General features: G+C 30.0%; 17 protein-coding genes. 2 read left to right on the forward strand and 15 right to left on the reverse strand.

Features of this window, described 5'->3' with window-relative positions; all coding sequences use genetic code 11:
* The 6 genes from B9N70_RS04635 to B9N70_RS04660 form a co-directional block, all read right to left on the reverse strand.
* On the reverse strand, positions 1–786 hold the full coding sequence (locus B9N70_RS04635) for an ABC transporter ATP-binding protein (RefSeq protein ID WP_085114639.1): 786 nt from the start codon (positions 784–786) through the stop codon (positions 1–3).
* Positions 786–1,526: an ABC transporter ATP-binding protein gene (locus tag B9N70_RS04640; RefSeq protein ID WP_085114640.1), complete on the reverse strand. Its 741-nt coding sequence runs from the start codon at positions 1,524–1,526 to the stop codon at positions 786–788. The genes B9N70_RS04635 and B9N70_RS04640 overlap by 1 nt, the downstream gene beginning before the upstream one ends.
* On the reverse strand, positions 1,523–2,572 hold the full coding sequence (locus tag B9N70_RS04645) for a branched-chain amino acid ABC transporter permease (RefSeq protein ID WP_085114641.1): 1,050 nt from the start codon (positions 2,570–2,572) through the stop codon (positions 1,523–1,525). The genes B9N70_RS04640 and B9N70_RS04645 overlap by 4 nt, the downstream gene beginning before the upstream one ends.
* Positions 2,572–3,465, reverse strand: a complete 894-nt coding sequence (locus tag B9N70_RS04650) for a branched-chain amino acid ABC transporter permease (protein ID WP_085114642.1) — start codon at positions 3,463–3,465, stop codon at positions 2,572–2,574. The genes B9N70_RS04645 and B9N70_RS04650 overlap by 1 nt, the downstream gene beginning before the upstream one ends.
* Before the next feature lie 63 nt (positions 3,466–3,528).
* On the reverse strand, positions 3,529–4,770 hold the full coding sequence (locus B9N70_RS04655) for an amino acid ABC transporter substrate-binding protein (protein ID WP_085114643.1): 1,242 nt from the start codon (positions 4,768–4,770) through the stop codon (positions 3,529–3,531).
* An 82-nt stretch (positions 4,771–4,852) separates the two neighbouring features.
* Positions 4,853–5,467: a LysE family translocator gene (locus B9N70_RS04660; protein WP_085114644.1), complete on the reverse strand. Its 615-nt coding sequence runs from the start codon at positions 5,465–5,467 to the stop codon at positions 4,853–4,855.
* Positions 5,468–5,583: 116 nt separating this feature from the next.
* Here B9N70_RS04660 and B9N70_RS04665 point away from each other — a divergent pair, with 116 nt between their 5' ends.
* Positions 5,584–5,880, forward strand: coding sequence for a TIGR03643 family protein (locus B9N70_RS04665; RefSeq protein ID WP_085114645.1), 297 nt, complete (start codon positions 5,584–5,586; stop codon positions 5,878–5,880).
* Between the two features lie 3 nt (positions 5,881–5,883).
* Positions 5,884–6,138 (forward strand): glutaredoxin 3, encoded by a 255-nt coding sequence (gene grxC / locus B9N70_RS04670; protein WP_085114646.1) that lies wholly within the window; start codon positions 5,884–5,886, stop codon positions 6,136–6,138.
* Here grxC and msrB read toward each other — a convergent pair whose 3' ends face one another.
* From msrB to mreC, 9 genes are read right to left on the reverse strand one after another with little or no spacing between them, the layout of a single operon-like run.
* Positions 6,139–6,510 (reverse strand): peptide-methionine (R)-S-oxide reductase MsrB, encoded by a 372-nt coding sequence (gene msrB / locus B9N70_RS04675; RefSeq protein WP_085114647.1) that lies wholly within the window; start codon positions 6,508–6,510, stop codon positions 6,139–6,141.
* 2 nt (positions 6,511–6,512) lie between these two features.
* A complete protein-coding gene (locus B9N70_RS04680) occupies positions 6,513–7,409 on the reverse strand; it encodes a histone deacetylase family protein (RefSeq protein WP_085114648.1) in 897 nt (298 codons plus the stop codon).
* Positions 7,410–8,360: a D-2-hydroxyacid dehydrogenase family protein gene (locus B9N70_RS04685; protein WP_085114649.1), complete on the reverse strand. Its 951-nt coding sequence runs from the start codon at positions 8,358–8,360 to the stop codon at positions 7,410–7,412.
* Complete coding sequence (locus B9N70_RS04690; protein ID WP_085114650.1) at positions 8,353–9,255, reverse strand: DMT family transporter; 903 nt, start codon at positions 9,253–9,255, stop codon at positions 8,353–8,355. Before B9N70_RS04690 ends, B9N70_RS04685 begins: the two co-directional genes overlap by 8 nt.
* The gene (locus tag B9N70_RS04695; RefSeq protein ID WP_085114651.1) at positions 9,256–10,497 is read right to left on the reverse strand and encodes an NAD(P)/FAD-dependent oxidoreductase; all 1,242 of its coding nucleotides are present in this window, start codon (positions 10,495–10,497) and stop codon (positions 9,256–9,258) included. It lies immediately after the preceding gene.
* 50 nt (positions 10,498–10,547) lie between these two features.
* Positions 10,548–11,672, reverse strand: a complete 1,125-nt coding sequence (gene rodA, locus B9N70_RS04700) for a rod shape-determining protein RodA (RefSeq protein ID WP_085114652.1) — start codon at positions 11,670–11,672, stop codon at positions 10,548–10,550.
* The gene (mrdA, locus tag B9N70_RS04705) at positions 11,673–13,547 is read right to left on the reverse strand and encodes a penicillin-binding protein 2 (RefSeq protein ID WP_085114653.1); all 1,875 of its coding nucleotides are present in this window, start codon (positions 13,545–13,547) and stop codon (positions 11,673–11,675) included.
* On the reverse strand, positions 13,540–14,046 hold the full coding sequence (gene mreD, locus B9N70_RS04710; RefSeq protein ID WP_085114654.1) for a rod shape-determining protein MreD: 507 nt from the start codon (positions 14,044–14,046) through the stop codon (positions 13,540–13,542). The genes mrdA and mreD overlap by 8 nt, the downstream gene beginning before the upstream one ends.
* Positions 14,047–15,255, reverse strand: coding sequence for a rod shape-determining protein MreC (gene mreC, locus B9N70_RS04715; RefSeq protein ID WP_085114655.1), 1,209 nt, complete (start codon positions 15,253–15,255; stop codon positions 14,047–14,049).

Raw genomic sequence — 15,255 nt, forward strand, 5'->3', positions numbered from 1 at the left:
TTAGCCGCCTAAAAATAAGCGACCTACATCTGGGTTATTTAATAATTCATCACCCTTTCCAGCGATAGCAGTTTGGCCTGAAACTAAAACATAACCAATATCTGCAAATTCTAGACCTTTCTTTGCATTTTGCTCAACTAGAATGATGGTTTTTTTTTCATTTTGCTGAAGATCTTTAAGTATTTCAAAAACCATATCAATGTACCTTGGCTCTAGTCCAATTGATGGTTCATCTACCAACAATACTGATGGCTTCATTACTAATGCTCTTGATATTTCTAATAATCTTCTTTCACCTCCTGATAAAACTTTTGCAGGTTGATTTCTTCTGTTTCTTAATCTTTCATATTTTTGAAATATCTTTTCAGCTTCCTCATATGACTCTTCTGTTTTGTCTTTGATATAACCGCCCATTAATAAATTTTCTTCTACAGTCATATCTGGAAATACAGAGTTATCTTGAAGGATATATGCAATTCCTACAGACTTTAATTTTTCGGCAGGTGTTAGATTGGTGATTTCTTTGCCATCTATTTCAATTTTTCCAGTAAAAATATTAGTAAAACCATATATTGAATGTAAAATCGTAGACTTTCCAGCTCCGTTTGGTCCAATTAAACAAAGTGATTGTGCTTTGCTGACAAATAAATCGAGATTATGAAGTATTTCCATTTTGCCATAACCTGCATTAAGGCCGTTTATGGTTAAATGAATATTATTTGGTGATAATCTTTTTAAATCTTCTGCTTCTGGTGCTTTCCCTAAGACTTCATATTGATTAGCCATTATTGCGCTCCTAAGTAGGCATCAACTACTCTTTTGTCATTTCTAATTTCATCTGGAGTACCGTTTGCAAGCATTTTGCCATGTGCTAAACAAAATATATTCTGAGCTAATTGCATAATAACTCTCATATTATGCTCAATGACTAACAAGGTTATTCCAAAATCTTGATTGACTTTTATTAATCTATCAATAATTCCATTAATTAAAGTTGGATTTATACCTGCTGTTGGTTCGTCTAATAAAAGCATTTCTGGCTCATTCATTAAAGCCATTGCAAGTTCTAATAACTTTTGCTGACCAAATGACAAGTCTCCAGCTCTTAGTTTTCTTTTTTGAAATAACCCAACAAAACTTAATAAATTTTCAGCTTTATCTGTTAATTCTGCTGGAACCTTAGAAAATATAGCTTTAAAACTTTCATCACTAGCTTTGTGGCTAATCAACATATTATCTATACAATTAAGCTTACTGTAAATTCTGGTTTGTTGAAAAGTTCTAAGTAAGCCAAGTTTTGCAATTACCGGAACTGGTAATTCAGATACTTCTCTATCATTAAATTTTATTGAGCCAGAGTCTATTGGATATGTTCCAACAATTGAGTTAAATAGAGTTGTTTTGCCTGATCCATTTGGGCCAATTAGACCAACAATAGATCCTTTTTCAACTGACATTGAAATATCAACATTGGCTTTTACGCCTCCAAAAGATTTACTGACATTATTTACTTCTAATATACTCACTTTAATTCCACCTGTGCCTTACGATCTTCTTCATCAACTACTTCACCAAATTTCTCAGGATATTTTTCTCTTAACCAACCCATTAAACCTTCTGGAAAGTAAATTACTATAACTACAATCAAAACACCTAAAGCAACATACTGCCAACCCAAAAAGAAAGTCCAAAAACCTTCTTTGAAGAAATGAAACAATGTGGCACCAATTACTGGTCCCCATAAAGTTCCTTTACCTCCAAGAATTGCCATTAAAACCATAAACACTCCCATTTCTCTTCCATCAAAAGCAACATCGGTAGAATCGATATAGCCAACCAAACCACCCATAATTCCACCTGCTAATCCACAGAAGAAAGCTGAAATCATCCAACCAGTAATTTTATATTTCATAGTTTGAATACCCATTGCTTCAGCTTTATCTTCATTATCTCTTATTGCATTTAAAACTAATCTGAACCTTGTTGAATAAATAGCTTTGACCACTACAAAAGTAAGAACAAGAGTTAAAAAACTTAGATAGTAAAAGAATTCTCCTCTAGCTTCAGTGCTACCAATGTTTGGAAAAGGAGGTGTTGTAAAACCTTGACCAGCTCCAATGATTTCAATACCACCTGAAATTTCTCCAGCAGCTACTCCTAGTCCTAATGTACAGATCGCAAAATAGTGACCTCTTAATCCAAGTATTGAATAACCAATTAAACCTGCAACTATAGTTGGAACTACAGCTGCAACCAATAATCCAACTCCCATACCCTGAAAAAACTGTGCAGGTGTATGAACAAATGTTTTTTCTCCACCACCTTCTGTCCATTCAGCTAATGGAAAAAACATTCCAACCTGAACTGAGGCGCAGAGATACATCCCAAGTCCATAAAAAAGAATATTACCAAAAGTATTATACCCCATTTCACCACCTTGAATATTCCAGGTAGTTGCTAAAATAATTAAGATACAAAGAATTGATAATTGAACTTTAAAAGCTGGAAATATATATGGGGCAACTAAACCAAAAACTAATATTGATCCATATAATAATAAGTTTCTATTCATTATTTTAAATATTCCCTTTTTCTTGAAAGTTTAAATCTTCTATAAACTAATATTAAAACGAGTAATAAAAATACCGATCCTATTCTAAACTCTGTTCCAAAGATATAGTCTGCAAATTCTTCAAAAACTCCAAGTCCCATTCCAGACATAGCAACACCTGGTAAGTTTCCAAGTCCTGCAACTATTACAATCATAAAAGATCTAATTGTATATGGAAGTCCCATATAAGGATGAATGGTAAAAGTAATTGCAATCAAAGCACCTGCTACACCACATAAAGCAGCATTAATTCCAAAAGTTGCTGCATAAACTTTTTCTGTATCAACACCTAAAATCTTTGCAGCTCTTGCATTTTGAGCTGTTGCCCTAATTGCTCGTCCTAATTTTGATTTTTTCATGTATAAAACTAAACAAATAGCAAAGACAATACTTACAACAGCAGAAAATATTTTAGAATTTGGTAGTGTTACCGAATTATTAAATAACATGGTTGTACCGAATTCTGAATTTGCAAGCACAACATCAGCACCAAATGCAAAATTCATTAATTGCATCATTAAAATACTAATTCCAAACGTTGCTAAAATTGAGATAAATAAATCTCTATCAACTACTTTATTAATTACTGTTTTATAAATTCCAACACCAACAAAATACATCACTATAGGACACACAATAATTCCCCATGCAGGGTGAATTCCTGAAAGATACATAAAGTAAGCAATATATCCGCCTAAAATTACCAAATCACCTTGAGCAATATTGATAATGTTCATCACGCCCCATTGAAGAGCCATACCATAAGCAATTAATGCAAATAAAATTCCAAGTAGCAAACCATCTAAGGTTGCTTGTAATGTAAGCATAGGTACTTGAAATATTAAAAAATCCATAAATAAAAAATTCTTTTATAAAAAAATGCCCCCTATTACTAGAGGGCATTCTTTAATTTTTAATTATCTTGAAGACCAACTTGGAATTGGATGTATCAATTCAGCTGAAGCCCATTTAGTAGGAGCTACAACTTTATTCTCACATTTACTTCCATCATCGTTACACATTACTTGGAAAAGTACCATTGGTTTGTCAACGTTTTGACCACCTTCAGCAAATTTTATATTTCCATAAAATGTTTGCATGTTGGTTGCTGCTAGAGCATCTCTGACTTTCTTTTTATCGAAAGATCCTGCTCTTTCAAAAGCATCTTTAAACACTAACAATGCAGCAGAAGATTCTGCAGCTTGATATGGAGGGTCATAGCCAAACTCCTTATCAAAGTCAGCAGCATATTTCATACCATTACCAAAGAAATCATCTTTGTAAGTTAATGTTTTATGCCATTGAGAAGCACATAGAGCAAACTCAGAGTTTTTACCATGTTGCTTAGAAAGTTTAGCCGCATCACAGTGTGTCATTGCTAACATTGGAACATCAACTTTCATCTCAGCAATTTGTCTAACTGCAGTCAATGCACCTTTTGTGTGACCTGAAACAACTAGAACATCTGGTTTTACAGCTTTAACTTTTGCTAAAGTTGCAGCCATATCATTTAGCTCTTTAGGTAATTTATCATCAATAATGATTTCAGAACCTGTTCTTTTAGCAGCTTCAAGAATACCTAATCTTACATCTTGAGAAAAAGCATCTTGTTCAAATGCTTGTGCTATTTTTACAGGTTTGCCACCATTTTTCTCTACAGCTAAATCGATTGCAACATCAAGATATAAATTTGCTGGTGCAAGCACTGCAAATAAATATTTGTAACCTTTTGTAAACAAAGATCTTGATGCACCATTAGCTTCAACCATTGGCACTCCATATTTCTCTGTAACAGGAGCTATTGCTTTAGTTAATCCTGAAGAATATGGGCCAAGCATAAACTCAACTCCATCTTGAGAGATTAATCTTTCTGCAAGTTGTGCTGCTCTTTTTGGGTTTGACTCATCATCATAATAGATGATTTCAAACTTATAAGTTTTTCCACCAACTTTAACTCCACCCATGCTATTAATTCTATCAACAGCCATATTGTAACCGTTTTGAGTATGAACACCATTAGATGAATATTTACCAGTTAATGAAATCGCAGATCCTAAAATTATCTTATCTCCAACAACTTTTGCAAAAGATATTGCAGAAGAAGATAATAAAATTGCAACTGCAGAAACAAAACTTAAAATAATTTTAGTTATTTTCATTTTTATTTCCTTTGGTTTATTAATTAATTAATCCTTAATTAAAACTTACTTTGTGTAATTGTTCAAGAAGACAAAAATTAAGTTAATATTGTTGTGCAATAACAATAATAACAGCAATTATAACTAAAACACTCGCAGAAATTGTATTTATTGTTTTCGGATTGACTGTTATCCATTTAATTAGTTTTTGTGCGAGCATTGCATAACCAATTAAAGATAAAAAATCCAATACGATGTATGATGTAATAAGAATTACAAACTGAGTTAAAAGATTTGAGTTAAAATCTATAAATTGAGGAAATATAAAAGGAAAAAACATCCAAGCTTTAGGACTTGTACCGGCAACTAAAAAACCATCTTTAAAAAAAGATAAATTGCTTTTTTTAATTATATTTTTTTCAGTTAGATTTTTTGGGTGTGACTTATAGATATCATAAGCAAGATACAGAATATAAAAAACCCCTACCCACTTAAATATATTTAGTATGATTGAATTTTCCGAAAAAAAAGAACCTATTACGAATACTACTAAAACTGCTTGAATAAAATTTGCAGTTACGTCTCCAAAAGCTGACCATATACATTTCCCAACTCCATAATTCATTGAGTAAGAAATTATAACTACTCTTGGTGTTCCTGGGGAGATGAACAAAAAAATTATAATCTGAAGATAGAGTATAAAATCTAAAGGAAGCATTATTTGGATAGTCCTTAAAAACCGGGAGCTAAAGATGGCTAAGAAGGACTATCTAAATCAATATAGCAAATCTCAAAAAAAATGCATTATAGATTTTTTTCAAATATAAAGGATTTATGAAAAAAAAAGGCTATAGCCCAGTCACAAAAGTTAAAAATCCTGAGCCCAAAGTTGATGATCCTGACTGGATCATATGGGCAGCATGGGCAGATAGAATAACCTTTGAGGAAATTAAACAAAAAACTGGAAAATCAGAATCTGAGGTAATCAAGATTATGAGAAAAACTCTTAAACCGTCATCATTCAGATTATGGAGAAGAAGAGTTCACGAAAAAAGTATTAAGCATAAAAAAAAGTTTGAATATTCAAGAAAAGAAATAGCTAGTAAAATAAAAAAAAGTGACTATTTATAAATTATGAAATCAGTAACTATATATACAGGTCCACTTTGTAATTTTTGTGATGCAGCTAAAAGATTATTAACTAGAAATAATGCTGAATACAAAGAAATTAATATTGCAACAACAGATGGTGCGATAGATGAAATGATTAAAAAGGCTAATGGCAGAAGAACAGTTCCACAAATATTTTTTGATGATCAACACATTGGTGGATATGATGATATTCGTGCATTAGAGAAAGAAAATAAGCTTCAGGAACTATTAAAATAATTATTCTTTTGGTTTAAAAACTAAACACACACCATTATTACAAAATCTTTTTCCGGTAGGTTTCGGCCCATCATCAAAAATATGACCATGATGTGCATTACAATTTTTGCAGTGGTATTCAGTTCTTCCATAACCTAATAGATGGTCTGTTTTTGTATCAAAAACATCTGGTAATGATTGATAAAAGGATGGCCAACCTGAACCACTTTCGTACTTTGCATCAGAGTCAAAAAGTTTTATCCCACAGTTTGCACAGTGGTAACTTCCAACTCTTTTTTCATTATTCAATTCACTAGATCCAGGTGCTTCAGTACCATCTTCAAACATCACTAATTTTTGTTCAGCTGTTAGGTTTGGATTTTTTTTATTCATAATTAATTAACAAATTTAGCACATGTTTCATGTAATATTGAATGTAATTCTACAAGTTTTTTAAAATCTTTGTTGTAACCGCCACCTAATACACCACAGAAAGGAATTTTTTTAGAAAAAAAATTTTCAATTACTAACTCTTCCCTTTTTTTTATCCCTTCATCTGTTAATTTCAATTTACCTAAACGGTCATTGCAATGAACATCAACTCCAGCAATATAAAAGGCGAAATCAAATTTTTCCTTATTTAAATCATGAAGATTGTTTTTAAGAATTTCTATATATTTCTTATCTTCGGTATTGTCTTCTAATTCAATATCCAAATCGCTTTTTGATTTTTTAGCTGGATAATTAGATTTTGAATGAATACTAAAAGTAAATACATCTTTATTATTTTTGAAAATATCTGAGTTACCGTTTCCTTGATGAACATCTAAATCAACTATAATTATCTTTTTAACTAGACTTCTGTTTAGTAGATATTGAGCGGCCACTGCAACATCATTGAACACGCAATATCCTGCTCCTTCATCAAAATTTGCATGATGACTTCCCCCAGCAGTATTACAAGCTATCCTGGAATCTAATGCTAATTTTGAGGCTAAAACTGTTCCACCAGTCGCAACTAAAGATCTTTTGACAACACTGTCAACTAATGGAAAACCAATTTTCTTTACCTGATTTTGATCTAATGATTTATTGATTATATTATTTATATAAGTTTCAGAATGAGCTCCTTTAAGTGTATCAACTGAGCACGGATATGGCTTATGAAAATTATTAATTATTTTTTTTTCTAAGAGATATTTAGCCAACTCTCCAAATTTATTTATTGGAAACTTATGATCATCGCCAATTTTTGCAAAATAGTCTTCGTGATTAATTACTGCTAATTCCATTTACTCAATAACACGAATAGGCTTACCATTAACACATGCCTCAAGGTCTTCGATCATTTGAGTATAAAAAATACTATAATTTTCTGCAGTTACATATCCAATATGTGGAGTGAGTAATGCATTTGGTAAAAACCTTAATTTATTATTTTCTGGTAAAGGTTCTTTTTCATAAACATCAATTCCAGCACCAGCAATAACATTAGTTGATAATGCAATAATCAAATCATCTTCATTAATAATGGGACCACGTGAAGTATTAATTATAAAAGCAGTTTTCTTCATTTTGTCTAACTCTTTAAGTGTGATGCAATCTTTATATCTTTCACCACCTTGCACATGAATTGATAAAAAATCTGAAGTTTTAATTAAATCCTCTTTACTACAAGGCAGAACATCTAACTCTTTACACTTATCTAGATTTAAATTTTCACTCCAAGCCATTACCTGCATTCCAAATACTTTACCAATTTTTGCAACTTCTGACCCAACACGACCTAATCCAATAAGTCCTAGAATTTTTCCTCTCAGCTCAATACCAACTGATGTTTGCCAATAACCTTGATACATATTATCTATTTCTTCTTTAAAATTTTTTGCTAAACCCAACATTAGTGCCCAAGTCAATTCTGAGGTTGGATAAAAATTTATCTCAGTACCACAAACAACTATTTTTCTTTTTTTAGCTGCCTCTAAGTCAATTGCTTTATTCCTTGAACCGCTTGTTATAATAAATTTAAGCTTGGTTAAATTATCAATTAAATTTTTTGTCATGGGAGTTCGTTCTCTCATAATTAAAAGTGCCTCAAATTCTGATAACTGATCTAAAGCATCTGCCTCATCTACAAATGGTTCGCTGAATATTTTAAATTCATACTTTCCAGATAATTTTTCTAAATCTACAAATTCTTGGGCAACATTTTGATAATCATCTAAAATAGCAACTTTAAGCACTTAACCTCTTTTGATTTGAAAGAATTATTCCTGTTAAAATAAATATTGCCCCTAAAATATGATAAAACATAAATTTTTCATCAAAAATAATTATTGCCATTACTGCGCTTAGAATTGGCATTAAATGAAGAAAAACTCCCGATCTATTAGCACCAATCATGGAAATACCTTTTATCCAAAGTATAAATGATGCAAGTCCAGGGAGCAAAACTACATACCCAAGAATTAAGAAAAAGGGTTTTTCTAATGTAATCCTAAAACCCATTTGATACTCAATAAAATAAATTGGTATCAAAAATAATAGGCCAAAAGTAATGATAATTTCTAACAACCCTAATTGAGAAATCTCATAAGTTTGTTTTTTAAGTAATGCTGAATAAATTGCCCATGAAAGCATAGCAACAACCATTGTTAAATCCCCTTTGTTAAAATCTAAGTTTAACAAAATTTCAAAATTTGCTTTGGTAATGATTAAAACTACTCCTGTAAAAGAACAAATTACTCCAATCAATTGAAAAATATTTGTTTTTTCAGTTTTTAAAATTGAAGAAAAAAACATAATCATGACAGGTATTGTTGAAATCATCAACACACCACTGATGACTTGGGTAAAATTTAATGAATAGTAAACAATAGAATTAAATACTGTAATACTGGTTATCCCAAGAATGATAAAAAGTTTATAGTTCTTTAAAATATAATCTTTTTTTTTAAACAGTTCCGGAAGTGTAAATGGGGCGAGTATCAACCATGCAAAAAACCATCTATAAAAGTTTAATGAAAATGGAGGAACTTCATAAAAGCTGGCAAATTTTCCAACGATAAAATTACCAGCCCAAAAGCTAACAGTTAATAATAGATATATATAAGCAAAAAAATTTGATGATTTACTCACTTAAGCAAATCTATGTGAGCTATATGGATTTAAATCTAAGTTAGTGTTTTCTTCAGCTACCATTCCAGACACAATCTTCCCAGATATTGGTCCAAGTGTCCAGCCCAAATGATGATGTCCAAAACAATAAAATACATTTTTATAATTTTTTGAAGGTCCCATGACAGGTAAAAAATCTGGCAATGTAGGTCTAAACCCTAACCATTCATCCTCATGTTCTGGTAAATCACCTAACATATATTTTGCATTATTAATTAAATTTTTAATTCTAGATTTTGATAAAGGGTTTTCTAAACCTCCAAATTCAACAGTGCCAACTACTCGTAAGCCTTGCTCCATTGGTGTTATACCAAATCCTCTATTAGAAAAAATAACTGGTCTAGACAAAAGATGATCACAGTCTTTAAAATGAACATGATAACCTCTTTCGGTGTCTAGTGGAATTTTTTCTCCAAGATTATCAGTCAACTTTTTAGAAAAAGCACCACATGCAATAACAATTTTATCAAATTTATATTCTTCTTTTTCTGTTTTAAAAATAGGTTTTTCGTTTTCAAATTTTATTTCTTGAATATTAGATTTTTCAAATTTTCCACCTTTCTTTAAAAAAAGTTCAAATAATTTTAGAAGTATTCTTTTTGGATTTCTTGCATGCCTTGCATAAGGATAATAAACACCAGCATGATAAAATGGTCTTATATTTGGTTCTAAATCATGAATTTCATGTTTATTAACCAATTGTTGTTTAACGCCTAATTCATCTCTTACTTTTATTTCTAATTCTCTACTCTTTAAATCTTTGTCATTCCAAATATATAAAATCCCTTTATTCTCAACTAACCCCTCTAAATCTATTTCATCAAATAATTCATCATAAGCTGGTAAGGCAAGATCTAAAATTTGATGCATATACTTTGCTGTGTGCATCATTTTTCTTTTTGATGTGTTTAGTATGAATTTGATAAACCATGGAATCATTTTTGGCACATAGTTCCACTTAAGTGCTAAGGGACCAGTAGAACTTAAAAGCATTGCGGGTACATCCGCAAGTACATCTGTTCTATTCAATGAAAGGGAGGCATAAGGAGAAAAATGACCTGCATTTCCATATGAAGCAGCTGGGCTTCCAGGCTCATCTCTATCAAACAAAGTTACATCAAAGCCTTTTTTTTGTAAAAAAAGTGCATTTGATACTCCTTGAATTCCAGCACCTACTATTCCAATTTTGGGATTGCTACTCATAAAAAAAGTATACTTCTTTTTATGATTGTTTTTTAAGCGACAAATTATACTTAGGCGATCGATTGCTTGCTATGGATTTTAGCACTCATAACAATCCCAAAGCCTATCATTGTCGCAAGCATAGATGATCCCCCGTAAGACATAATTGGTAATGGAGAACCAACAATAGGTAACAAACCTAAAACCATACTCATATTAATGACGATAAACACAAATAATGAACCACCAAAACTATAACAAAATAATTTGGCAAAATAACTTCTGGATATAGAGCCTATTTTAATAATTCGATAAATTATAATCGCATACAATAATAAGAGTAAAACTGAACCTAAAAATCCAAATTCTTCGGAAAATAAAGTAAATATGAAATCTGTATGTTTTTCAGGTAAAAATTCTAAATAACTCTGCGTTCCTTGTAAAAAACCTTTTCCAAATAATCCTCCAGAACCTACAGCAATCTTCGATTGGATAATCTGATATCCAGCGCCTAGTGGGTCTCTATCAGGATTTAAAAATGTCAACACTCTCAGTTTTTGGTAGGGTTTTAAAAAAGATATAATGAAAGGAAGAGATAAAATAGATATCAAAAATGAGTAAAAAAAATATTTATGATTTAAGCCTGAAAACCATAAAACCAAAATTCCACTTACTGAAATTAGAATTGAAGTTCCCAAGTCAGGCTGAATAATTACCAAACTCATAGGTAACAAAATAATAATCATTGAAACAATGATAGAATAAAATGAATTAACATTTTCTAATCTTTTTCTATGAAAGTATTTAGCCAAGCATAAAATTATAAAAATTTTCATTAGCTCAGAGGGTTGAAGATTAATAAAGTATAAATTTATCCACCTCTGAGAACCTGAGGCAGTTATACCAAAATTTATAGTCCAAATTAACATTAGAATTAAAATTAGGTATGCAATATAGCTAATAGAAAACCAAAACCTTATATTTAAAAAAGAGATTACTAACATTAATCCTGTAAAGACTACAAATTTTATAAAATGACTTTTGGTATGAAATAATATTTGACCTCCATCAGTAGAGTACATTGTTGAAACACTTATGAATCCAAGAAGTAAAATCCCTATCAATAAAATAAAATCAATATCCTTTATCTTTTGAAAAAAATTATTTCTATTTTCTAATCTGTTGTAGAGATACATTTAAATATTTAAATATTTATTACTTTCAAAATTTTTTCTAATTTCGTGTCGGTCAATTATCTTTTTAAATAATTTCTTTGCAAGCGGTGCAGCTACACTTCCTCCTGACCCTCCATGCTCTATGACAATACTTGCAGCATATCGGGGATTTTTATAAGGCCCAAACGCTACATATAAAGCATGATCTCTTTCCTCATATGGTATTTCAGAAGTATCAAGATCTAACTCTCGATCTTGTTTTGTAATTCTTTTGACTTGAGCAGTTCCTGTTTTCCCAGCAAATTGATATTTTGGATCATCTATTCTTGATCTATATGAAGTTCCTCTAACTTCGTTAGTTGAGCTAAACATAGCATCTTGTACTAATTTCATATTTTTTGCGTCTTCTACAATAGGTGCAAATTTATCTTCTTCTTCACTTTTACTATCTAAAATTATTTTTGGGATTATCTTATGTCCCCCGTTCGCAATTTGGGCTGTCATTAAACAAAGTTGAATAGGTGTTGTCTGAATATACCCTTGTCCAATACCTGTAATGATAGTTTCTCCAAGCAACCAATTTCTACCAAGGGCATTTTTTTTCCAAAATGTACTTGGTATTAAACCAGATTTTTCAATTTCAAATAAATCCCCAAAGACTTTTTTTCCTAGACCAAATTTTTTTGCAGTATCACTTAATTTATCTACACCAAGCCTTCTTGCAACCTCATAGAAATAGGTATCACATGATTCTTTCATTGCCTCTCTCATATTTACAATTCCATGACCTTCTTTTTTCCAACAATGATAAGTTTGTCCATAAAGTTTGAGAGGGTTCTTGTGCCCTCTGCAATTTACTTTAAAATTTGAGTTTACAACTTTATTTTCAAGTGCTGATAAAGCTACAATTGGTTTAATAGTTGAACCTGGTGAATAGTTTCCTGATAATGATTTATTAACAAGTGGTTTCATTGGATCATTTCTGATCAATTGCCAGTCATCATTACTGATACCAAACACAAATTTATTGGCATCAAAAGATGGCGATGAATGCATCGCAACCACATCACCTGTGAAAATGTCCATAACACATATAGATCCTGCTTTTTCTTTCAATAGTTCATTGGCTAATTTTTGTATCTCGGTATCTATGGTAAGTTTTATTGTTTTACCTTTTTTACCTTTTTGAAATTCTAATTGACTAATTCTTCTGCCATAAGCATTAACTTCATATCTCTCTATAGAGTTGTTTCCAATAAGGTCATTCTCAAATGTTTTTTCTAAACCAATTTTCCCAACTTTAAGGCCTTGAACAAACTTCTCTTTAATAATTTCATTCGAGAAAATATCTTGATCATTTGCTTGACTCACATACCCTAATACATGTGTAAAATTTTCTTTAAATGGATAACTTCTAGAAATAGAAATTACTGGTTTAACACCATTTAAATCATATAAATTATTATTAATTTTAGAAAAATTCTCCCAAGTAAGATTATTGGAGACTATTAAATTTTCCCAAGGTTTAATTTGATTTTTTTTCTTTAAAATTTTTTGAAATTGACTATCCGATAATTGAAGAATATTTCTAACTCTATTAATAGTATATCTAAAATTTTCTATTTCTTCTGGAATTAAATGAAGTTCATATGCTTCAAAATTTCCAGCAATAGTATTACCAAAGTAATCTTCAAAATTTCCTCTTATTGGTGGTAATTTCCATTCTCTAATTCGATTTTTATCAGAAAGAGTTAAATATCTTTTATTTTCTTTAACTTGCAAAAAAAATAACCTTGAAACTATACCGCCTAATATAACTACTTTAGCAGCAGCCAAAATAAACATTCTTCTGTTAATTGAATTTAATTTTAAAACATTATCGCTTTGATTAATCATTTATAGCTTTTAAATAGTTATCAAAAATAAATGAAATTGGAATATACAACAAAAATGTGAATAAATTATTAATCACATAAAACATTATATCCAGCTCATAAGAAAAGAAAAAAAATAAAATTAAGTAATTCATTGAATTAATTAAAGTGATGACAAATAAAAAATAAAACCAATCCTTAATTAAGTTAGGCCTTATAGTAATATTTCTTAAATAAGCAGAGAATATGCAAACAAAGATATATGAAAATGAGCTCAATCCTAAAGGTGTACCAATTACAGTATCGTTCACTAGACCTGCAACAAAGACCAATAGATAATCAAATCTATTATACTCTTTAAGTGTAAAATAAAAAATTAATACAAAAGGAAAATTAAATGAAAAATATTCAATTTTTAAATAATTTAAATCAAATTCATTTAAAACGGAAAAGAAAAGAAATAAAATTGGTAACCATGCATAAAGCTTGTATACAAATTTATTTTTTTTAAAAATGATCATTTATTCTCTTCCTCTTTTTAGAATACAATTTTTATATTCTGGCGTACCCACTTTATAACCTTTCTTAAAAATGGTTTTTTGACATTTTGCACTGTATAATAAATTTAATCTCAGGAATTCAAATTCCTCTTGATCTAATTTATTCTGATTAATTTCTTTAGTTTGCTTTTTAATTTTATCTTCTAATTTATTATTATGTATTAATAGGTTTTTATTCTGAGAGGCTAATTCAGTATTTTCTTCAATAAATTTTTTATTTGTTTCGTTTAAAATATTAATTTGATCATTTAATATATTTATTTTAATGGTCTCTTCGTTCTGAGTAGCATCCACATTCACCTCTGTATCATTGTCTAATACAATATTGTTAGTTTTGGTCTCAACTTCAACTAAAACATATTTAAGTTGGCTAAAATCACTATAAAAATTTACAAAAAATTCATTTTGATTGAAGGATACTCTTCCAACTGGAACACCACTTCTAAATAGAGCGCCTGTCCCTGAAGTATAGCCAATACTTTGATCTTGAATTTCTTCAATTAAATTATTTTTAATGTACTTAATTTTACCAGAATCTATCCCGTCACCTACCACAATCGCTTGAATATCTCCTGGCACTATGGATATTGGAACGTTTGAATTAAGATCTGATAATAATAATACTCTAGATGTTTTAAAATTGGTCTCGATAACTCTCCCAATTAAGTAATTTCTATCAAAGATATTAGTACCAATTTTTAATCCATCTTTGCTACCTTTGTTAATTATAATTGTTTTTGAAAAAGGACTATCATGATCAACAATTACCTTTGCTAAAATTTTATTTTTTGTAAAAGTAAAATCTTCAATTAATTTTTTTAATTCTTCATTTTCATTTATAATAATTTCATTTAATATTTCTTTTGTTTCAAAATTTTTTGTCTCTTTTTTGATTCTTAAATACTCTTCATAAAAGTTAGAATATTCATTGATTTTTAAATAATAATTTTTTATTAAGTTTTCTGGGACAGATACAATAAAAGAAGATCTATAGACGGCTTCGTTGATTATACTTTTTAAATCTTTGATAATTTTAAAATTTAAATTTGATGAAACAATTATAAGAATAGATACAAATAATAATGTTAATAGCGAAAATTTTTGTTTAGTCTCTTTCCTTAAAAAAGCAGATCTAAATGCTATGACAAAATCATCTCTGCTTGAGGCCAT

The organism is Candidatus Pelagibacter sp. HIMB1321 (assembly GCF_900177485.1).
GTDB lineage: Bacteria > Pseudomonadota > Alphaproteobacteria > Pelagibacterales > Pelagibacteraceae > Pelagibacter.